The sequence below is a fragment of the Ramlibacter sp. genome, from assembly GCF_050250995.1.
In the GTDB taxonomy this organism is placed as follows: Bacteria; Pseudomonadota; Gammaproteobacteria; order Burkholderiales; family Burkholderiaceae_C; genus Ramlibacter.
Genome location: NZ_JBFWNP010000002.1, coordinates 20,067 through 39,704 on the forward strand (window position 1 = coordinate 20,067; position 19,638 = coordinate 39,704).

Here is a 19,638-nt window from a genome sequence, read left to right on the forward strand (position 1 = left end):
GACGGCGTTCAGGCGCGACGCGGCTTTCGAACCGCGCGCCGCTTCAGTCCCGTCGGGTCCGCCGAAGGCAACGACCCCTGCGCCGCGGAGCGCAGCAACCGCTGGAACGTCGGGCACTCGGCATGGCGCGGCGCCGGACAGACGCTGGCGTGGCGCAAGCCGTTGCTCATGGCCTTCAGGCGCTTGATGGTGGCGTCGAGCTCGTCGGCCTTGGCGGCCAGCATCGCGCGGTCGATGCTCGGCTCGCCTTCCGAAGTGAACATGGTGCCGATCTCCACCAGCGAGAAGCCCGCCGCCTGCCCCAGCGCGATGAGCGCCAGCTGGTCCAGCACGTTCGGCTGAAAGCGGCGGCGCAGGCCCTGGCGCTCGACCGACGCGATCAAGCCCTTCTCCTCGTAGTAGCGCAGCGTCGACGCGGGCACGCCCGACCGTCTGGCGACTTCGGCGATGTCCATGCAAATACCTCTTGACCTCAAGTTGACTTGAACTTCTATAGTGGCTTCACACCACCCCGAAGTCAACCGGAACCGCACCATGATCACACTCGCCGACGACGCAACCCGCATCCTTTTCATCGGCAGCGGCGCGACGGCCGTCATGGATGCGTGGCTGTTCCTGCTGAAGCGCTTCGGCATCGCCGGCCTCAACTTCGCGATGGTGGGCCGCTGGGTCGGCCACCTGGTGCGCGGACGGTTCGCGCACGCGGCCATTGCCAAGGCCGCGCCGATTCGCGGCGAGGTCGCCTTGGGCTGGTTCACGCACTACGCCATCGGCGTCGTCTTCGCATCGATGCTCGTCGCGATCGCGGGCGAGTCGTGGCCGGGCGACCCGCAACTGCTGCCGGCCGTGGCCTTCGGCCTCGCCACGGTCGCCGCGCCGCTTCTCGTGATGCAACCGGCGATGGGCGCAGGCATCGCTTCATCGAGAACGCCGACGCCGCTCGCGAACAGCCTGCGCAGCGTCGTCAACCACACCGTCTTCGGCGCGGGCCTGTATCTCGCCGCCGCGTGCATCGAATGGATCTCGCGATGACACGGATTGCCTCTCCAGAGATCGCCCCCTCCACTCCAAGGAAAACACCATGATCCCCCGCCGCTTCGAACCCTTCCTCTTCAGCTTCATCCTCTCGGGCCTGATGTCGCTCGCACTCGCGGCGCTCTCGACCGCGGTGTTCCGCGGCATCGGCTCCGGTTTCGCGCTCGCATGGGCCAAGGCATGGCTGCCGGGCTGGCTCACGGCCTTCCCGCTCGTGCTGGTGGTCGCGCCGCTCGCGCGGCGAATGGTCGGCTACCTCGTGGGCCCGAGGTCGGGATCCTGACGCGCCGTCAATCCAGCTTGATCCCCAGGTCCACCGCCAGCTTGATCCAGCCGGGCACGTCGCGCTCCCAGTCCTTGCGCGTCTCGGCCAGGTTCTTCGGCTTGTTGGGGATCGCGAAACTCTCGCGCAGCTTCGCCGCGGTCGGCGTGTTCGACCACTCGACCGCCGCACGCGAGAGCACCTGCAGCACGGCCTCCGGCGTGCCGCCGGGCGCCATGAGCGGCAGGCCGCCATCGAGCGTGACCAGCGTCCCCTCGATCCCCTGCTCCACCAGGGTCTGAACATCGGGCAGCCTGGGGCTGCGGTGGTAGCCGGTCACGCCGATGGGCCGCACGCCGCGCGTCGAGATCGTATTGAAACCCTGATAGCTCCCGACGGCGATCTGCACCTGCCCCCCGGCCAGGTCCACCCACATCGGCGCTTCGCCGCGGTAGTGGACCGCCTGGATCTTCGTGCCTTCGGCTCGGTTGATCTGGTCGGCCACCATGTGCGGATACGAGCCGGCGGCATACGAACCCATCGACGTGGGATTCTTCTTCGCGAAGGCGATGAATTCCTTGAAGTTGGACACGCCGATCTTCTCGGGCACCGCGACGACGAGCGCGCCCGCCGGGAACAAGGCGATGGGCGTCAGGTCCTTGTCGAGGTTGTACGGCAGCTTGGTGTAGAGCACGCGGTTCTGCCAGACGGTGCCCGAGGTCGTCATGAGCAAGGTGTAGCCATCCGGCGGGGACTTCGCGACGGCCTCGATGCCGATCATCGCGCCGGCGCCCGGCTTGTTCTCCACCGTCACCTGCTGGCTGAACTTCTTCGAGAGGAACTCGCCGTAGTGGCGCGCGTATGCATCGGTGAGGCCGCCCGGCGGGAAGGCGACGATGATGCGGATCGGCCTGGACGGGTATCGGGCGGACTGTGCGAACGCCGCCGGCGCCAGCGTCGCCACGCCCACCGAGGCGGCCGTCATCAGGAAACCGCGGCGTCGCGTGCCGTTCGCCGCGCCGCAGCGCTGTTCCGTGGAGGGACGAGGATCAGGCATGGACGGCTCCTTGTTTCGGATGCGGTGTCAGGCATTGTGACTATTCCTTGCGGCCAAGTCATCAGTAATTCGCTCCTTTTTTCATGCGCCATCCCCGCCCCGCTGCGGCGCGCGGACGACAATGGCCGAAACGAAAGGATCGTCGCGCCATGCCCATCGCCATCTACGGCCACCCGTTTTCCTCGTACACGCAGAAGGTGCTGATCGCCCTTCACGAGAACGGCACGCCGTATGAACTGCGCACCGTCTGGCCGGAGAACGAGGACACGGCCGAGTGGCTGCGCCGCTGGCCGATCCGCAAGTTCCCGATGCTGCTGGAAGACGGGCAGCATGTCGTCGAGACCAGCATCGTCATCGAGTACCTGCAGCTGAAGCATCCCGGCCCGGTGCGCCTGATTCCGGCCGAACCGATGGAGGCGCTGCAGGTGCGCTTCCTCGACCGCTTCTTCGACCTGCACGTGATGAACGCGATGCAGCACGCCGTGGACGGTGCGCTGACCGGCGATGCGACGAAGCGCAAGGACGGCCTCGACCTCGCCATCCAGAAGCTCGATCGCTCCTATGCATGGCTCGAAGGGCATCTCGCCGGCAAGACCTGGGCGAGCGGCGATGCGTTCACCATGGCCGACTGCGCCGCGGCGCCTTCGCTGTTCTACGCGGACTGGACGCATCGCATTCCCGAGTCCTGCCCGAACCTGCGCGCCTACCGCGCGCGCTTGCTCGCGCGGCCCTCGTTTGCCCGTGCGGTCGACAATGCGCGGCCGTTCCGCAAGCTGTTCCCGCTGGGCGCGCCGGACCGGGACTGAGGCCGCAAGCGATGAACCTGCGCATTGTGCTCACCCTGGCGCTTGCCGCGCTCCCCGCGCTCGTCGCGTCCGCGCCCGACGAAGTCCTCCTCGGGCGCGACGAAGGCTATCCCCCGCCGCCGCGGCCGATGCAGACGCATCAGCAGAAGCACATCGTCGCGTCCTTCAGCGGGATGGATGCGATCCTGCCGCATTGCAGCCTTGCGCCCTCGCCCACCCCCGCGCCCCTGCGGCCCGCCGCGATTGCGCAGCCGGTGACCTATCGCTACCAGGGCCGCGCGTTCACGCTCGACGACTACATGGACCATCAGCGCGCGACGGCCGTCGTCGTCGTGCGCGACGGCGAACTCGTCGCGGAGCGCTACAACTACGCGCGCACGCCCGAGATGCGCATGCTGTCGAACTCGATCGCCAAGACACTCACCGCGCTCGGCATCGGCGCCGCCATCGCGGACGGCCGCATCCGCTCGGTCGACGACCGCGCGGCGCAGTACGTGCCCGAGCTGAAGGGCACGCTCTATGGCGAGACGCGCATCGAGGACCTGCTGCGGATGGCGTCGGGCGCGAAGTATGTCGAGGACTACACGGCCAACGACGACCGCACGCGCTACAACCTGCTCGCCCGCCGCGAAGGCGTGGTGGCGGCGGCGCGCAGCATCACCGAGCGCGAGGCCGCGCCGGGCGAGCGCTTCAATTACAGCGGCGCGCAGACGGACGTCCTCGCGCTGGTGCTGCGCACGGCGACGGGCAAGGGCCTGTGCGAATACCTCGGCGACAGGATCTGGCGGCCGATGGGCGCCGAGGCGCGGGCGACCTACATCATCAATCCGGGCGACGGCTCGGAGCAGGCGCAGGGCGGCTTCAATGCGACGGCGCGCGACTACGCGCGGCTCGGCATGTTGCTCGCCAACGATGGGCAGGCGCAGGGCCGACAGGTCGTCCCGCGCGACTGGGTGCTGGCCATGACCGACGCAGCGCGTCAGCCCGCGGCCTTCCGGCCCGGCACCATGGAGAACCGCGGCAACCGCTATTTCGGCTATGGCTACCAGGTGTGGCTGCTGCCCGGCCCCGACCGGCAGTTCGCACTGCTCGGCATCTACGGCCAGGCGATCTTCGTCGACCCGAAGCACAAGCTCGTGATGGTCCACATGGCCGTGGCACGGGATGCATCGGGCGATGCGAGCGGCTCGCGGCTGGGGGCGGAGCGGATGGCGCTGTGGCGGGGGGTTCTGGCGCAAACGTCGCCCTGATCGCCGGAGCGGATCGCTCGGATCCACGTGCATTTCACGCCGGACTTCCGGCGTTTCGTCGCAGCCGGCTGGTTCTGCGAGGGGGCATTGCGCACATTACGGCATCGGCCCACCGGCCACGTCCCCCCACTCCCCGGAGAACCCCATGCTGCTGCAACTCGTCGTCAACCATCCCGAAGCCATCGTCACCATCGTGCGCAACACGCCGGTATGGGTCTGGGGCCTGCTGGCCGGCCTGCTCGCCCTCGGCGCGAGCCAGCTGCGCGACCGCACCGCCAGCTTGATGCGCGTGTCGCTGCTGCCGCTGGGCATGACGGTCTTCTCGGCATGGGGCACGCTCTCGGCGCTGGGCGCATCGCCGCATCTTGCGAACGTGCTGGCAGCGTGGCTCCTCGCCGCCGCCATGGCCTTCTCCCTGCTCGTGCCCGGCCGCGCCGCGGCGCAGTTCGACGCGGCGCGGCGGACCTACCGGCTGCAAGGCAGCGTCGTCCCGCTGCTGCTGATCGTCGGCATCTTCATGACCAAGTACGCCGTGGGCGTCGAGCTCGCGATGGCGCCGCAACGGGTGCAGGAGACGCAGTTCGCGCTCGGCATCGCTGCGCTCTACGGCGCATTCACGGGCATCTTCGTCGGGCGCGCTGCACGGCTGTGGAAGCTGGCCCTCCGGCCGGCGACGGTGGGCCTGGCGGCGTGATGCGGTTCGCGACCGCGAGTAATTCCTCCTCGATTCCCCCCGTTCTTGACCTTGACCCTGCGTCAGGGTTTCCAATGGGGACATGAACGAGAAAACTCCGGCGCCGGCCGACTGCTGCCAGGTCGTTCCCCCCGGCCCGCAGGCCCACGAACACGGTCACGCCCACGGCGCCCATCGCAGCGAAGACGGTCGCGATCATCACGATCATCACGACGGCCACGGACACGACCACGACCACGCCATCGAGGGCGGCTTCGCCCGCATGGGCATCGCGCTCGGCCTCGCCATCGCGGCGGAAGCCGCCGGCTACTTCCTGCCGGAGAGCCTCGGCTGGAAGCTCCTGGGGATGGCCCTCGCGGCGGCCGCGATCTGGATGGCCGGACTCGACGTCTACAAGAACGGCATGGCGTCGCTGCTGCGCGGCAAGCTCAACATCAACGCGCTGATGGCCGTCGCCGTGACGGGCGCCTTCGTGATCGGGCAGTGGCCCGAAGCCGCGATGGTGATGGCGCTGTATGCCATTGCCGAGCTGATCGAGGCGCGCGCGGTGGACCGGGCGCGCAACGCGATCCAGGGCCTGCTCGCCCTTGCGCCCGAGGAAGCGCTGGTACAGCAGGCCGACGGAAGCTGGCAGGCGACGCCTGTTGCTCAGGTCGCGATGGGGGCTGCCGTGCGCATCCGTCCCGGCGAGCGCGTGCCGCTCGACGGCGTGGTCACGCGCGGCAACGGCGCCATCGACCAATCGCCCGTGACGGGCGAAAGCATCCCCGTCGACAAGCGCGCCGGCGACGCGGTGTTCGCGGGGACCATCAACGAGACCGGCGAACTCGAATTTCGCGTGACGGCCGCCGCGGGCAACACGACGCTCGACCGCATCATCCACGCGGTGGAGCAGGCGCAGGGCAAGCGTGCGCCCACGCAGCGCTTCGTGGACCGCTTCGCCGCGATCTACACGCCCGCCGTGTTCGCCATCGCCGTCGCGGTCGCCGTGCTCGCGCCCTTCCTGATGGGCATCCCCTGGCTCGAAGCGATCTACAAGGCGCTCGTCCTGCTGGTCATCGCCTGCCCGTGCGCGCTCGTGATCTCGACGCCCGTCACGGTGGTGAGCGGGCTCGCGGCGGCCGCGCGGCGCGGCATCCTCATCAAGGGCGGCGTCTACCTGGAGTCGGCGCGCCGCCTGAAGGCCATCGCGCTGGACAAGACCGGGACCATCACCGAAGGCAAGCCGAAGCTCGTGGCGTGGCGCACCTGGAACGGCGCGAACGAGCCCGATGCGCGGCTCTGGTCCGCGAGCCTGGCCAGCCGCTCGGACCACCCCGTCTCGCGGGCCATCGTCGCGGGTCTCGACGGCGAAGGCGAGCGCGCCGAGGTCGAGGACTTCACGGCGCTGCCCGGCCGCGGTGTCAAGGGACGCGTGGCCGGGGGCGAACTGCTGCTGGGCAACCACCGCGCGATGCATGAGCTGGGCCTGTGCGGCGACGAGCTCGAAGCCGAACTCCGCACGCACGAACGGCAGGGGCGCACGGTCACCCTGGTGGCGCGCGACGGCCGCGTGGTGGGGATCTTCGCGGTGGCCGACACGATGAAGGATGGTTCCCGGCAGGCCATCGAGGAACTGAAGGCGCTGGGCGTCGCGCCCGTCATGCTCACCGGCGACAACCTCGCGACGGCGCAGGCCATCGCCGCGCAGGCCGGCATCGCGGATGCGCGCGGCGACCTGCTGCCCGAGGGCAAACTCGCGGCCATCGGCGAACTGCAGCGCCGCTACGGACCCACCGGCATGGCGGGCGACGGCATCAACGACGCGCCCGCGCTGGCCCGGGCCGACATCGGCTTCGCGATGGGCGCCGCGGGAACCGACGTCGCGATGGAAGCCGCCGACGTGGTCATCATGAACGACAAGCTCCAGCGCGTCGCCGAGACGGTGCGCTTGTCGCGCCGCACGCACGCCGTGCTGTGGCAGAACATCGCGCTGGCGCTGGGCATCAAGGCCGTGTTCCTGGTGCTGGCCGTGTTCGGCTCCGCCACGATGTGGATGGCGGTGTTCGCCGACATGGGCGCGAGCCTGCTGGTGGTGGGCAACGGCTTGCGGCTGCTGCGGGGCGCGGGCGCCGATCCCGCGCCCGCGCGAATCGCCTAGAACCGGATCGCCAGGTCGATCAGGTTCGCCGGTCCCGTGGCCCCGCCGATCGGCGCGATGGCGGCCAGCACGCCCGTCGTCAGGTTCACGTTGTAGAGCGTGAACGGACCGCTGCCCCCGGTGCGCGCCGCCGCGAGGGCCACGCCATTGGCGCCGCCGCCGATGTCGAAGGCCGTCGCGCCGGACACGTTCAAGCCGAGGGCGCCCACGTCCACGAGCGTGCCGTTGTTCGGCGGGTTCTGCAGCGCGAGCTGGTCGGTGTTCTGCTCGATGTCGTAGAGCGAGGTCGTCGCCGTGCCCGCGAAACTGTTCGTGTAGGCGCCCGCCACGACCGACGCCGCGCCGCTCGCACGATTGATCGCGCCGTCGGTGGTCGTGTGGCCCGCGGTCACGGTCACGCCGTTGGCGGTCGCGGTCTCGACGACGATGCGCAGGTTCTGCCCATCGCTGGTGATGACGCGCAGGCGGTCGGCGGCCGGGTTGAAGTCCACCGCGGTGACGAGGCCCGTGAGCCCGGCGTAGGGCAGCGTGGTGTCGCTCGGGTCGGCGGCCAGCGCGGCGCGGAAGGTCGCGGCGCCCGTCGCCGTGTCGATCGTGTAGAGACGCGCCGTGTTCGACAGGCCCCACAGCACTCCGTCGCGCGGCCGCACGTCGATGCCGACCAGCGTTTCGCCCGCGGCGAGGCCGGTGACGAGCGTGGTACTCGAGATCGTGCCGGGCTGGCGCGGATCGATCGTGTGCAGGCGGTTGTCGTTGGCGAGCGCGAGAACGCGCGGCGCGGCGGTTGCCGCGAGCGCCAGGCCCACGATGGCATCGCCCTCGCCGATCGCGCCGATGCGCGTCGCGGCCGCATCGGTGGCGGCGAGGTTGATGCTGTACAGCACGTTCTCCGTGCCGACGCGCATCGCGGCGTAGCCGACGTTGGTGCGCGCGTCGATGTCGAAACCATTGACCTGGTTCGAGGTGACGCCGAGTCCGACGCCGGCATTCAGCGTGCCGTTGTTCGGCGGGTCCTGCAGCTGCAGGCGGCCGGAGCCCGTGTCCAGCACGTAGAGCTGCGTCGTCGTCGTACCGGCGAACGAGTTCGTGTAGCCGGCGGCCGAGACCGCCGCCGTGACGGGATTGATCGCGCCATCGGTGATCGCGTCGCCGGTGTCGACGTTGATGCGCAGGTTCTGCCCCGTGTTGCTCACCACGCGCAGCCGATCGGCCACGGGGTTGAAGTCCACGGCGAAGCTGCCGCCGAGAAGCGCCGCATAGGGGTTGTCGTCGCCCGCCGCGGCGCGCAGCGCGGACTTGCGCGTGGCCACGCCCGTGGACGCATCGAGCTGATAGATCGTCCCGGCATTGCTCAGGCCGTACAGCATGCCGTCCGCGGGCCGCACGTCGATGCCGACCAGCGATTCGCCGGTGCCCAGACCACTCAGGGCGATGCTGCCGACGCGCGTGGCGGGCGCCGCACGGTTGAAGGACACGAGCCGGCCGGTGGCCGTGAGCGCCACGGTGTCGCCGACGGCGACGGGCGTGGGAGGGGTCGGGCTGACGGGGGCCGGCGAATCGTCGCCGCCGCCGCCGCATGCGGCCAGGAAAAGGGTGACGAAGGCCAGAGCCGGCCAGCGGCCGGACGGTCGATACGACATGGAAGCTCCCTGATTTGTTGCCGCCGTCCGAGAAATCCGAAGGCCGGCAAGCGGACGATACGGACGAGCGACAACCCCGTGGGGTCGGATCCGGGGCCCACTTGTGCGAAGTTGTAACTACGGTCGAGCGGATCATTGCATCGCGTCACGCGTTTTGGATGCACGCCGGGCTGCGGGATTCGCGAGTTGCTCGACGAATGCGGCCGCAATGCTCGACAGGTGCGACCCTTTGCGGTAGGCCACGCCGAGCGCGCGCTTCGCGAGGGCCCCGGCAATCGGCACCGTCTTCAGCCCCTGCATGTTGAGACCGCCGATCAGGCTCGAAGGCAGCGTGGTGATGCCCAGTCCCTCGCGAACCATCGCCACCGCGGTCGCGACGTACTCGACGTCGAACGCGGCCTTCAGACGCAGGTTGCTCGCGAGCAGCGCGCGTTCGGCCGAGCCCCGCCCCATCATGATCATCGGAAAGTTTTCCAGCTGCCGCCACGTGACGCCCGGACCCGCGAGTGCGTGATGTGCCGGCACGATCGCGAGCAGCTGGTCGCTGCCCAGCGGCACCCATTCGAGTTCGGGATCGGGGCGCAGCAGGCAGCCCAGTCCGAGTTCGGCCTCGCGGGCCTTCACGGCGTCGAACACCTCTTCGTTCATGCGCTCGCGAAGCACCACCTCCACGCCGGGCAGCGCCGCGCGAAAGCCCGCGAGCACGCGCGGCACGAGGTCGAACGACATCGATGGCAGCGCCGCCACGACGAGCCGTCCGCGCTTTCCCGCGCCGATTTCCTTCATGTGCGCGTAGACGCTCTCCAGGTGCTCCAGCGGCGAACGGAGCGTGTCCGCCAGCACGCGTCCCGCGTCGGTGAGCGTGCATCGCCGGGTGGTGCGTTCGAAGAGCACGACGCCGAGGTCGTGCTCGAGTTCCTTGATGAGCGTGGAGAACGAGGCCTGTGTCACGGCCATCGCATCCGCCGCGCGCGTGAACGACTGCGTCTGCGCCGCGAGCGAGAACGCCTTGAGCTGGCGATACTTGATATTCATAGCCTACGGCTGATAAACGTCAAAGAATATCAGATTGATCTGAATCAAAGGTCCTGCGTGTAATCAGGCATCGACACCGCAAGAGGAACAGAAAGCACATGACGACGACTTCCACGGACAAGCGCCGCCGCCTGCGGGAACGGCTGGGACAGCCGGGCATCATCGTCGCACCCGGCACGGGCGATGCGCTGGGCGCGCTGCTCATCGAGGAGGCGGGTTTCGAAGCCTGCTACATGTCGGGCTACGCGGTCGAGACGACCTGCGGCAAGCCGGACGTCGGCCTGCTCACCCTGCCGGAGATGGCCCGCCGCGCCGCCGAGATCGACGAGGCGACCTCGCTGCCGCTCATCTCGGACGCCGACGCCGGCTACGGCAACGTCGTGAACGTGACGCGCATGACCCGCGAATTCGAGCGGGCCGGCGTCGCGTGCATCCAGCTGGAAGACCAGACCATGCCCAAGAAATGCGGCTCCATGAAGGGACGCGGCGTGGTGCCCGTGGCCGAGATGGTGGGCAAGATCAAGGCATTCCTCGATGCGCGCACCGACGAGAATTTCACGATCATCGCGCGCACCGACGTGTGGTCCAGCGAAGGCATGAACGCCGCGCTGGACCGCATGGCCGCGTATCGCGACGCCGGGGCCGACCTGCTCATGACGATGGGTCCCTACGACGAAGCCGAGCTGGCCGAGTACGTGCGCCGCGCCGCCGGGCCGGTCGCCCACCTGAACTCGGAATCGTTCACCATGGCCATGGTGCCGTCCGACCGGCTGGAGGAGATGGGCGTGAAGATGGTGATCCTCCCGCTCGCGCTCACCATGTCCAAGATCCACGCGATGCGCCGCACGCTGCAGGTGATCCGCGAGAACAAGGCGGACACGCGCAGCCATGCGAAGGAAGCGATGGCGACGTGGGCCGATTGCAACCGGCTCACCGGCTTCGACGAGATCACGCGCATCGAAAAGACTTTTGGCGTCACCGCCTGAACCCCGCAGGAGCTTCGAATGACTTCCCTCTCCCTCAGCCGCCGCCGCCTGCTCGCATGGGCCGGCGCCACCTCCGCCCTCGCTGCCGCCACCACGCTCCCGCGCATCTCCTTTGCCCAGGCTTTCCCGACGAAGGCCGTGCGCCTGGTCAATCCCTTCGCACCCGGTGGCTCGGCGGACATGACGGCACGCCTTTTCGCCGCGAAGATCGCGCAGTTCTCCGGCGCCAACCTCTTCGTCGAGAGCGTCACCGGCGCGGGCGGCACGATCGGCTCCGACCGCGTCGCGAAGTCGGCGCCCGACGGCTACGGCCTGCTGCTGTCCAACGTCGCATCGCAAGGCGTCGCGCCGAGCCTGTACCCGAGGCTTCCCTACGACGTGATGAGCGACTTCGAGCACATCGCGTTCTTCGGCAGCTTTCCCAACGTGCTGGTCGTCCCTTCCGATTCGCCGGTGAAGACCTTCGCCGAATTCATGGCGGTGGCGAAGAAACCGGGCGCGATGCTGAACTTCGGCTCGGCCGGCAACGGCACGACGACGCATCTCACGTCCGAGCTGTTCAAGGCGCGCATGGGCATTGCCGCGCAGAACATCCCGTTCAAGGGATCGGGTCCCGCCATGATCGCCCTGCTCGGCGGCCAGACGAACTTCATGTTCGAGAACCTCACCGGCGCGCTGCCGCACATCCAGTCGGGCAAGCTGCGCGCGCTGGCGATGACCGGCGCGAAGCGCGCGCAGCTGCTGCCGAACGTGCCCACCATGCAGGAAGTCGGCGTGTCCGACTTCGTGATCGGCTCCTGGTACGGCCTCTCGGCGCCGGCGAAGACGCCCGCCTCCGTCGTCGACTACTTCTCGAAGGCGACGACTGCCGCACTGAACGATCCCGCAACCCAGAAGCAGATGGCCGAAGCCGGCATCGAAGCCACCGCGATGACGCCTGCGCAATACCGCTCATTTGTCGACGCCGAGATCAAGCGCTGGAACCACATCGTCAAAGTCAGCGGCGCCAAGCTGGACTGACCTGCGCCGCAAAACGACAGAGAGACAAACATGAGCATCGAACTGAGACAACTGTCCGCCGGCCTCGGCGCCGAGATCGTCGGCGTGAACCTGTCCGCCCCCATCGACGACGCGACGTTCCGCGAGATCGAGGATGCGTGGCGCAAGCACCAGATCCTGCTGTTCCGCGGCCAGAAGCTCGATCACGCGACGCACATCGAGTTCAGCCGCCGCTTCGGCCAGCTCGACGATCACGCCGCGCTGCCGCGGCTGCGCCATCCGGAGCAGCATGAGATCCTGCCCGTGACCAACCAGGAAGTCCTCGGCCGCAAGCAGGCGGTGGGCCAGCAGTGGCACTCCGACCTCTCGCATACGCTCTACCCCGCGCGCGCTTCGCTGCTGCGCTGCGAGGTGATCCCTCCGGTGGGCGGCGACACGATGTGGAGCAACCAGTACCTGGCGTACGAGACGCTGTCGGCCACCATGAAGTCGGTCGTCGACAAGCTCTGGGCGGTGCACGACATCACGTTCTCCAAGGTCAACGAAGGCCGCAGGGACATGGACGAAATGCGCGTCAACACGCCGCCGGTGATGCAGCCCATGGTGCGCGTGCATCCGGAGACGGGCCGCAAGGCGCTGTACATCAGCGAAATGGTCACGAGCGACATCGTCGGCATGCGCCGCGAGGAGTCCCAGCCCTTGCTGAACTACCTCTTCACGCACTCGGCCAGGCCGGAGTTCTGCTACCGCCATCGCTGGCAGGTGGGTGACCTCATTGCGTGGGACAACCGCTGCACCAACCACCTCGCGCTGACGGACTACGACATGGCCACGCCGCGCCGCCTGTTCCGCACCACGCTGCTCGGCGAAGCCTGCGGCAAGCGCCTGGCGTCCGAAGAAGCGCTCGCGTAGTGCGCATCCTGCCGGTCAACCTCGACGCCGTGCTGCTGGAACTCGACGATCTTTCGCGGACGCTGTCGGTTCTCGACCAGTTGCAGGCGAATCCGATTGCCGGTGTCGAGGAGCTGATCCCGGGGGCGCGGACCCTGCTGGTGAAGGCGAGCAGCGCCCGTACCCTTGCCGAAGTGAAGGAGTCGCTGGGCCGCATTCGCGCGGGCGCACGCTCGCAAGGCAGCGGCCGAGTCGTCAAGGTGCCGGTGCGCTATGACGGCGAGGATCTCGACGAGGTCGCGCGGATCGCCGGACTTTCGCGGCAAGAGGTGATCGATCTGCACACAGGCGCCGAGTACCGCGTCGCCTTCACCGGCTTCGCGCCGGGCTTCGCCTATCTCACGGGCGGCGACGCGCGGCTGCACGTGCCGCGTCGGGCGGTGCCGCGCACGCGCGTGCCCGCGGGTTCCGTCGGCCTCGCGGGACCTTTCAGCGGCATCTATCCGCGTTCGAGCCCGGGTGGATGGCAACTCCTCGGAACGACGGGGCTTGCGATGTGGGACCTCGCACGCGAGCGACCCGCGCTGCTACAGCCCGGGGATCGCGTGCAATTCGTGGCGGTGGACGAGGCTTCGCTCGACTCGATCAAAACCGCTTCGTTCCTCGACATGCCGGCGCCGCAAGGCGAACCCGCATTCGAGGTTCGAAAGGCCGGCCTGCAGACACTGTTCCAGGACCTCGGCCGCCCGGGCCTTGCCGGACAAGGCGTTTCCCGCTCGGGGGCGATGGACCGACAGTCGCTGCGAACCGCCAACCGTCTTGTGGGCAACGAGATCGATTGCACGGTGCTCGAACTGTTCGGCGGCGGCCTCGAACTCGTTGCCTTGCGCGACGCCGTGCTCGCGCTCGCTGGAGCCGACGCGGTCATCGAACTGCATCGTGCCGACGGATTCGTCGAGTCGCTCGCGCGTGGCATGCCATTTGCCGTCTGCGCGGGGGACATCGTCCGCTTGAAGTCGCCGCAAGCCGGCGCGCGCGCCTACCTCGCCGTGCGCGGCAGCTTCGACGCACCGCGTGTTCTCGGCAGCTGCGCCACCGACACGCTCGCCGGCATCGGACCTCTCGCTATCAGGCCCGGCGATCGCCTGCACGTGCATAAGTCGAGAGCCGCACACATCGTCGCAACACCCGACATGGCGTCCCCGCCTGTTCCGCGCAGCGGCGAGACCATGACGCTCGACGTCGTCCTCGGCCCGCGCGACGACTGGTTCTCCGCAGACGCGATGGCGCTCTTCCGCGGCCAGGCGTGGGACGTCACGCACGAATCGAGTCGCGTCGGATTGCGCCTGCGGGGCGCGGAGCCCCTGAAGCGAAACGACGCCACCGCGCAGGCGGAATTGCCGAGCGAAGGCGTCATGCGCGGCTCGATCCAGGTGCCGCCCAGCGGCCAGCCCGTGATCTTCATGGCCGATCATCCGCTCACGGGCGGCTACCCGGCGATCGCCGGCATCGCCAGCCATCACCTCGACCTTGCCGCGCAACTGCCCCCCGGCTCGCGCGTGCGTTTCCGCCCCCTCCCGAAAACATGAAGAAAGTCCTGATCGCCAATCGCGGCGAGATCGCCGTCCGCATCGCGCGCGCCTGTGCCGACCATGGTGTGCGCTCCGTCGCGGTGTATGCCGACGCCGACGTCGGCGCCCTGCACGTGCGCATGGCGGACGAAGCCTGGTCGCTGGAGGGAGAGCCGGCGGCGGACACCTACCTCGACATCGCCAAGCTCATCGCGATTGCCAGGCGCAGCGGCGCGGACGCGGTCCATCCCGGCTACGGCTTCCTCTCGGAGAACGCGGCGTTCGCGCGCGCGGTCGTCGATGCGGGCCTGGCCTGGATCGGTCCTCCGGCGAACGTCATCGAGTTGCTGGGCGACAAGGTGAAAGCGCGCGCGGCTGCGGCCGCAGTGGGCGCGCCGCTCGCGCCCGGAACGCCCGACCCCGTGAAAGGGGCCGATGAAGCCGTGGCGTTCGCGCAGGAGCATGGCTTGCCCATCGCGATCAAGGCGGCCTTCGGCGGCGGCGGCCGCGGCATCCGCGTCGCACGCAACATCGAAGAATTGCCCGAGCTCTACGACTCGGCCGTGCGCGAGGCGACCGCGGCCTTTGGGCGCGGCGAATGCTTCGTCGAGAAATTCCTCGACCGGCCCCGGCACGTCGAGGCACAAGTCATCGCCGACACGCACGGCCACGTGCTGGTGCTCGGCACGCGAGACTGTTCGCTGCAGCGGCGCAACCAGAAGCTGGTCGAAGAAGCGCCGGCCCCCTTCCTCTCGGATGCGCAGCGCGAGCGGATCGAGTGCGCGGCGCGGCGCATCTGCGCCTCCGTGGGCTACGTGGGCGCGGGCACCGTGGAATTCCTGGTCAGCGCCACGGGCGAGGTCTCCTTCCTGGAGGTCAACACGCGACTGCAGGTCGAGCATCCGGTGACGGAGCAGGTGTTCGGCATCGACCTGGTCGTCGAGCAGCTTCGCGTGGCCGAGGGGCTGCCGCTTTCGCTGACCGCAACGCCTTCCCCGCGCGGGCATGCCATCGAGTTCCGCATCAATGCGGAGGACGTGGGGCGCGGCTTTTTGCCCTCACCCGGGACTGTCGTCGAGTTCGCCGCGCCTTCGGGTCCGGGCGTGCGTGTCGATTCCGGCGTCGAGAGCGGCAGCGTCGTTCCGGGTCACTTCGACTCGCTCGTTGCGAAGCTCGTCGTGCATGGTGCGACGCGCGGCGAAGCGCTGGCCCGCGCGCGCCGCGCGCTTCGCGAACTGCGCATCGAAGGCGTGCCGACCGTGCTGCCCTTCCATCGCGCGGTCGTCGAGCATCCGGACTTCGCAGGCGAGGACGGATTCCAGGTTCACACGCGCTGGATCGAGACCGAGATGCAGCAGGACTTCGAGCCCGCGAAGCGGCCCGCACCGCCGGTCGCGATGGCACTGAAAAGATTCCTGGTGGAAATCGACGGGCGCGTCGTTCGCATGGGTCTGCCCATGGAACTCCTGCAAGTCCTGAACTCGACAGGCGCATCGCCCGCACCTCATTCCCGAGAGGCGCAAGCGCAGTCGGTCGACGTCACCGTCCCCGCCGCCGGCAAGCTCCACAGCTGGAAAGTCGACGAAAGCGCGCTCGTCGCGGCCGGCGACCCGATCGCCATCGTCGAATGCATGAAGATGGAAATGGAAATCAATGCCCACCGCGCCGGAAGACTCACGCGGCGAGTCGCGAGCGGATCGCTCCTCGCCGCGGGCGCTGCCATCGCATCGATCGATTGACACACGCGGGACCGGCAGGCCGCCTCGCTCGATCAGGCCGTTCGATTCGGCGTCTTCTGCGCCGACTGCTCGATGACGCGCAGCGTCTGCACCGGGCCCAGCGTCGCGTAGCGCGGCCCGCCGAGCCGCGCCACCGGGTCGAGCTTCTCGGTCTCGATCTTGCCGTTGACGATGATGTCGTCGCGCACATGGAACAGCACCACTTCGCCGACGATGAACTCCGCGCGCTCGCCGAGGCGCATCGAATCGTGGAAGCGGCACTCCATCGCCACGCGCGGCGCGACGAGGCGCGGCACCTTCACATGCACCGAGGGGATGTATTCGAGGCCCAGCAGGTCGGGCTCGCTCACCTCCGGCGGATGTTCCTCCGAGCTCTCGTGCATGACGTGCAGCAGGCTGTTGTCGACCACATGCACCACGTACTCGCGATTGGCGAAGATGTTGCGCGCGGTGTCCTTGCGCACGCCCGGCGTGCGCTGGCCGCAGTTGAAGCCCAGCATCGGCGGGCGGGAACACACATAGGTGAAGGCGCTGAAGGGCGCGAGGTTGACGACGCCCGCTTCGGACATCGTCGTGATCCACGCGATGGGGCGCGGCACGACGACGCCCGTGAGCAGCTTGTACATCTCGGCGTTGTTGAGGTCGGAGCTTCTGATTTCCATTCAGCCTCCGCAGAGCCGCCTCAAGGCGGCTGAAGCCCCCTCGGGGGGCAGCGCAGTACACGAAGTGACAAGCGTGGGGGTCGACATGACTCTACCCTATCGCAATCCGCCATCGACCACCCAGCCCGCCGTGGGAAACCCCACGTGGACCGACGTGCCCAGCGGATGACACTGAGCGCCCGCGAGCGGCTCCATCACGCGAAACTCCTTCTTGCCCACCTGCACGGTGTACTTGGCGAGGACGCCGAGGTACTCCGCCGCGATGATCGTGCCGGGATGCCAGTCGACGCCGTCGATGGCGTCGGGCGCGGCGCCAGGGCGCAGGCTCAGGCGGTCCGCGCGGATGCGCGCGTGAACGTCGGCGTCGTTACCGGCCATTCCCGCCATGCCCGGCGAGCGCACCGCGAACAGGCGGCCGCTTTCCGCATCCGCGATCGTGGAAGTCCCCGCCTCGCCGGAGGCACGGCCCGCGATCTCGTTCACGTCGCCGAAGAACTGCGCGACGAAGGCCGAGGCCGGCGCGCTGAAGATCGCGTGCGGCGTGCCTTCCTGCTCCATGCGGCCGGCGTTCATCACGATGACCTTGTCCGACATGGAAAGCGCCTCGGCCTGGTCGTGCGTGACGAACAGCGTCGGGATCTTCAATGCACGCTGGATGCGGCGCAGTTCGCCGCGCATCTCCTCGCGCAGGCCCGCGTCCAGCGCGGACAGGGGCTCGTCGAGCAGCAACAACGAAGGCTCGATCACGATGGCGCGCGCGATCGCCACGCGCTGCTGCTGGCCGCCCGACAGCTGCGACGGAAAACGGTCGGCCAGGTGCGGCAGCTTCACCATCGCCAGCGCGGCATCGACCCGGGCCTTCACCTGCTCGCGCGAAACGCTGCGGAACTGGAGACCGTACGCCACGTTGTCGCGCACGGTCTTGTGCGGAAACAGCGCGAGGTTCTGGAACACCATGCCGATGTTGCGCTTGTGGATCGGCACATCGTTGACGCGCACGCCGTCGATGCGGATGTCCCCGGCCGTCGCATCCTCGAGGCCCGCGATCATGCGCAGCGTCGTTGTCTTGCCGCAGCCCGACGGGCCGAGCAGGGAAACGAACTCGCCCGGCGCGATGTCGAACGAGACCTCGTGGACCGCGACCGACTTGCCGAAGTGCTTGGCGACGCCGCGCACCGAAACCGCTGCGTTCTCGCCGCTCATTCGCCCATCCCCTTCGCGAAGCGCTTCTTCAGCAGCCACCCGACCAGCGGGAACAGCAGGGTGAGGAGGATCAGGACGGTCGCGAGCGCGTTGACGACGGGCGTGAGGGAGAACTGCTGCATCGCGAGAATCTGCGTCTGGATGGTTTCGGTGTTGGCGGGTTTCCAGAACATCGTGGCGGTGACTTCATCGAAGGACATGGCGAAGGCGAACACGGCGCTGACGGCCACCGCCGGCAGGCTGATGGGCAGCACGATGTGCAGGACGGAACGCAGCTGCGAAGCGCCGAGGCTGCGCGCGGCTTCCTCGTATTCCTTGGGCATGCGTGCGAAGCGCGCCGCCATCGTGGTGAACACGTAGGGCAGCGTCAGCGCGACGTGGCCGCAGACGAGCAGCGTGAAGCTCTTGGACGCGCCGATGGCGCCGAACAGCAGCAGCACGCCCACGCCGATGATGACGTGCGGAATGATCAGCGGCGCGGCGAACAGCGTGCCCATCGTGCCAGCGCCCCGGCGCCAGTAGCGGCGCAGCGAATACGCCGCGAGCGCGCCGAAGATCGTGGAGAAGATGCCCGACACCACGCCCAGCAGCAAGGAGGTGCGCAGCGACTGCAGGATCGCCCGGTCGTTCACGAGCTCGGTGTACCACTTCGTCGTGAAACCCGTCATCGGATAGCCGCCGTTGGGGGACGGGTTGAACGACAGCAGCATGAACGAGAAGATCGGCAGCAGCATGAACACGACCACCGGCGCGAGCGCCAGCACCATGAGCCCTCGCAGCAACCATCGGCGCGCCTTCATGCCGTCCCCTTGCGCAGCAGCTTGTCGAACCCGACGAAGCGGCTGAAGATGCCGATGGCCAGCGCGATCACGCCGAAGAACAGGATGGCGAGCGCCGCGCCGAGCGGCCAGTTGAGCTGCATGATGAGCGATTCGTAGATCAGCAGACCGAAATACGCGGACTTGGGTCCGCCCAGCAGCATCGGCGTGATGTAGGCGCTCGACGCGAGGATGGTGCAGATCAGCGAGCCCGCGGCCAGGCCCGGCAGCGACAGGGGGAACGTCACCGTCCAGAACGCCGACCATGCGCTCGCGCCCAGCGTGCGCGCGGCGCGCTCGATGTTGCGGTCGAGCGACTCCAGCCCCACGAAGATATTGATGATCATGAAGGGCAGCAACCAGTAGGTCAGACCGAGGACCACCGCGAAATCGGTGTAGAGGAGTTTCAGCGGCTTGTCGATCCAGCCGGCCCACAGCAGGATGCGATTGAGAAGACCGAACTCGGCCAGCACCTCGGTCCACGCCATCATGCGCACGACGTAGCTGATCCAGAACGGCACGACCAGCGTGCCGAGCAGCAGGCCGCGGGTCCAGCCTTTCGTCGACGCGATGGCAAGCGCCGCCGGATAGCCCACCACGACGCAGATCGCGACGCAGATCGCCGCCGTCTTGAGCGTGTGCAGCAGCACCGAGAAATAGAAGTCGTCCGCGAAGACTTCCTTCCAGGTGACGAGCGACGGCTTGCCGCTCACCGCCGCCCCGTTGGTCGACTCGAAGAAGGAATACGCGCCGATGATCAGCAGCGGTATCCACACGAAGCCCAGCACCGCCACCGCGCCGGGGATGGCGAACGACTTGCCGAGCGCGCGTTCCTTGCCTTCAGCCATTC

General features: G+C 68.4%; 19 protein-coding genes. 11 read left to right on the forward strand and 8 right to left on the reverse strand.

Going from position 1 to position 19,638, the window contains the following annotated elements:
- Positions 1-8: 8 nt before the first annotated feature.
- On the reverse strand, positions 9-455 hold the full coding sequence (locus tag AB7E83_RS01945; RefSeq protein WP_428564802.1) for a helix-turn-helix domain-containing protein: 447 nt from the start codon (positions 453-455) through the stop codon (positions 9-11).
- Positions 456-534: 79 nt separating this feature from the next.
- Here AB7E83_RS01945 and AB7E83_RS01950 point away from each other — a divergent pair, with 79 nt between their 5' ends.
- Together AB7E83_RS01950 and AB7E83_RS01955 are read left to right on the forward strand one after the other, a co-directional pair.
- Positions 535-1,032: a DUF2938 domain-containing protein gene (locus AB7E83_RS01950; RefSeq protein WP_428564805.1), complete on the forward strand. Its 498-nt coding sequence runs from the start codon at positions 535-537 to the stop codon at positions 1,030-1,032.
- Positions 1,033-1,081: 49 nt separating this feature from the next.
- Positions 1,082-1,318, forward strand: a complete 237-nt coding sequence (locus AB7E83_RS01955; protein WP_428564808.1) for a DUF2798 domain-containing protein — start codon at positions 1,082-1,084, stop codon at positions 1,316-1,318.
- 7 nt (positions 1,319-1,325) lie between these two features.
- Here the strand turns inward: AB7E83_RS01955 and AB7E83_RS01960 are convergent, their stop codons facing one another.
- Positions 1,326-2,354 (reverse strand): Bug family tripartite tricarboxylate transporter substrate binding protein, encoded by a 1,029-nt coding sequence (locus tag AB7E83_RS01960; protein ID WP_428564811.1) that lies wholly within the window; start codon positions 2,352-2,354, stop codon positions 1,326-1,328.
- Between the two features lie 149 nt (positions 2,355-2,503).
- Here AB7E83_RS01960 and AB7E83_RS01965 point away from each other — a divergent pair, with 149 nt between their 5' ends.
- The 4 genes from AB7E83_RS01965 to AB7E83_RS01980 all read left to right on the forward strand — a co-directional run bounded on the left by AB7E83_RS01965 (position 2,504) and on the right by AB7E83_RS01980 (position 7,244).
- On the forward strand, positions 2,504-3,160 hold the full coding sequence (locus AB7E83_RS01965) for a glutathione S-transferase family protein (protein WP_428564814.1): 657 nt from the start codon (positions 2,504-2,506) through the stop codon (positions 3,158-3,160).
- Between the two features lie 11 nt (positions 3,161-3,171).
- Positions 3,172-4,410, forward strand: a complete 1,239-nt coding sequence (locus AB7E83_RS01970; protein ID WP_428564817.1) for a serine hydrolase domain-containing protein — start codon at positions 3,172-3,174, stop codon at positions 4,408-4,410.
- Positions 4,411-4,555: 145 nt separating this feature from the next.
- Positions 4,556-5,104: a DUF6622 family protein gene (locus AB7E83_RS01975; protein ID WP_428564820.1), complete on the forward strand. Its 549-nt coding sequence runs from the start codon at positions 4,556-4,558 to the stop codon at positions 5,102-5,104.
- An 82-nt stretch (positions 5,105-5,186) separates the two neighbouring features.
- A complete protein-coding gene (locus tag AB7E83_RS01980; protein ID WP_428564823.1) occupies positions 5,187-7,244 on the forward strand; it encodes a heavy metal translocating P-type ATPase in 2,058 nt (685 codons plus the stop codon).
- On the opposite strand, the gene AB7E83_RS01985 is transcribed toward AB7E83_RS01980, so the two are convergent.
- Positions 7,241-8,884, reverse strand: coding sequence for a DUF4394 domain-containing protein (locus AB7E83_RS01985; protein ID WP_428564826.1), 1,644 nt, complete (start codon positions 8,882-8,884; stop codon positions 7,241-7,243). The genes AB7E83_RS01980 and AB7E83_RS01985 overlap by 4 nt on opposite strands.
- 132 nt (positions 8,885-9,016) lie before the next feature.
- Positions 9,017-9,919 carry a LysR family transcriptional regulator gene (locus AB7E83_RS01990; RefSeq protein WP_428564829.1) on the reverse strand — a complete coding sequence of 301 codons (903 nt, stop codon included), beginning with the start codon at positions 9,917-9,919 and terminating at the stop codon, positions 9,017-9,019.
- Positions 9,920-10,017: 98 nt separating this feature from the next.
- Between AB7E83_RS01990 and AB7E83_RS01995 the strand changes: the two genes are divergently transcribed.
- From AB7E83_RS01995 to AB7E83_RS02015, 5 genes are read left to right on the forward strand one after another with little or no spacing between them, the layout of a single operon-like run.
- The gene (locus AB7E83_RS01995; protein WP_428564832.1) at positions 10,018-10,905 is read left to right on the forward strand and encodes an isocitrate lyase/PEP mutase family protein; all 888 of its coding nucleotides are present in this window, start codon (positions 10,018-10,020) and stop codon (positions 10,903-10,905) included.
- Between the two features lie 18 nt (positions 10,906-10,923).
- The gene (locus AB7E83_RS02000) at positions 10,924-11,925 is read left to right on the forward strand and encodes a Bug family tripartite tricarboxylate transporter substrate binding protein (RefSeq protein ID WP_428564835.1); all 1,002 of its coding nucleotides are present in this window, start codon (positions 10,924-10,926) and stop codon (positions 11,923-11,925) included.
- A gap of 30 nt (positions 11,926-11,955) precedes the next feature.
- A complete protein-coding gene (locus AB7E83_RS02005; protein ID WP_428564838.1) occupies positions 11,956-12,816 on the forward strand; it encodes a TauD/TfdA dioxygenase family protein in 861 nt (286 codons plus the stop codon).
- A complete protein-coding gene (gene pxpB, locus AB7E83_RS02010; protein WP_428564841.1) occupies positions 12,816-14,384 on the forward strand; it encodes a 5-oxoprolinase subunit PxpB in 1,569 nt (522 codons plus the stop codon). Before AB7E83_RS02005 ends, pxpB begins: the two co-directional genes overlap by 1 nt.
- Complete coding sequence (locus AB7E83_RS02015) at positions 14,381-16,105, forward strand: acetyl/propionyl/methylcrotonyl-CoA carboxylase subunit alpha (RefSeq protein WP_428564844.1); 1,725 nt, start codon at positions 14,381-14,383, stop codon at positions 16,103-16,105. Before pxpB ends, AB7E83_RS02015 begins: the two co-directional genes overlap by 4 nt.
- Positions 16,106-16,137: 32 nt before the next feature.
- Here the strand turns inward: AB7E83_RS02015 and AB7E83_RS02020 are convergent, their stop codons facing one another.
- The 4 genes from AB7E83_RS02020 to AB7E83_RS02035 all read right to left on the reverse strand — a co-directional run bounded on the left by AB7E83_RS02020 (position 16,138) and on the right by AB7E83_RS02035 (position 19,636).
- Positions 16,138-16,767, reverse strand: coding sequence for a flavin reductase family protein (locus AB7E83_RS02020; RefSeq protein WP_428564847.1), 630 nt, complete (start codon positions 16,765-16,767; stop codon positions 16,138-16,140).
- Between the two features lie 96 nt (positions 16,768-16,863).
- Positions 16,864-17,970, reverse strand: a complete 1,107-nt coding sequence (locus AB7E83_RS02025) for an ABC transporter ATP-binding protein (RefSeq protein WP_428564850.1) — start codon at positions 17,968-17,970, stop codon at positions 16,864-16,866.
- A complete protein-coding gene (locus AB7E83_RS02030; RefSeq protein ID WP_428564853.1) occupies positions 17,967-18,770 on the reverse strand; it encodes an ABC transporter permease in 804 nt (267 codons plus the stop codon). Before AB7E83_RS02030 ends, AB7E83_RS02025 begins: the two co-directional genes overlap by 4 nt.
- Positions 18,767-19,636: an ABC transporter permease gene (locus AB7E83_RS02035; RefSeq protein WP_428564856.1), complete on the reverse strand. Its 870-nt coding sequence runs from the start codon at positions 19,634-19,636 to the stop codon at positions 18,767-18,769. Before AB7E83_RS02035 ends, AB7E83_RS02030 begins: the two co-directional genes overlap by 4 nt.
- Positions 19,637-19,638: the final 2 nt, after the last annotated feature.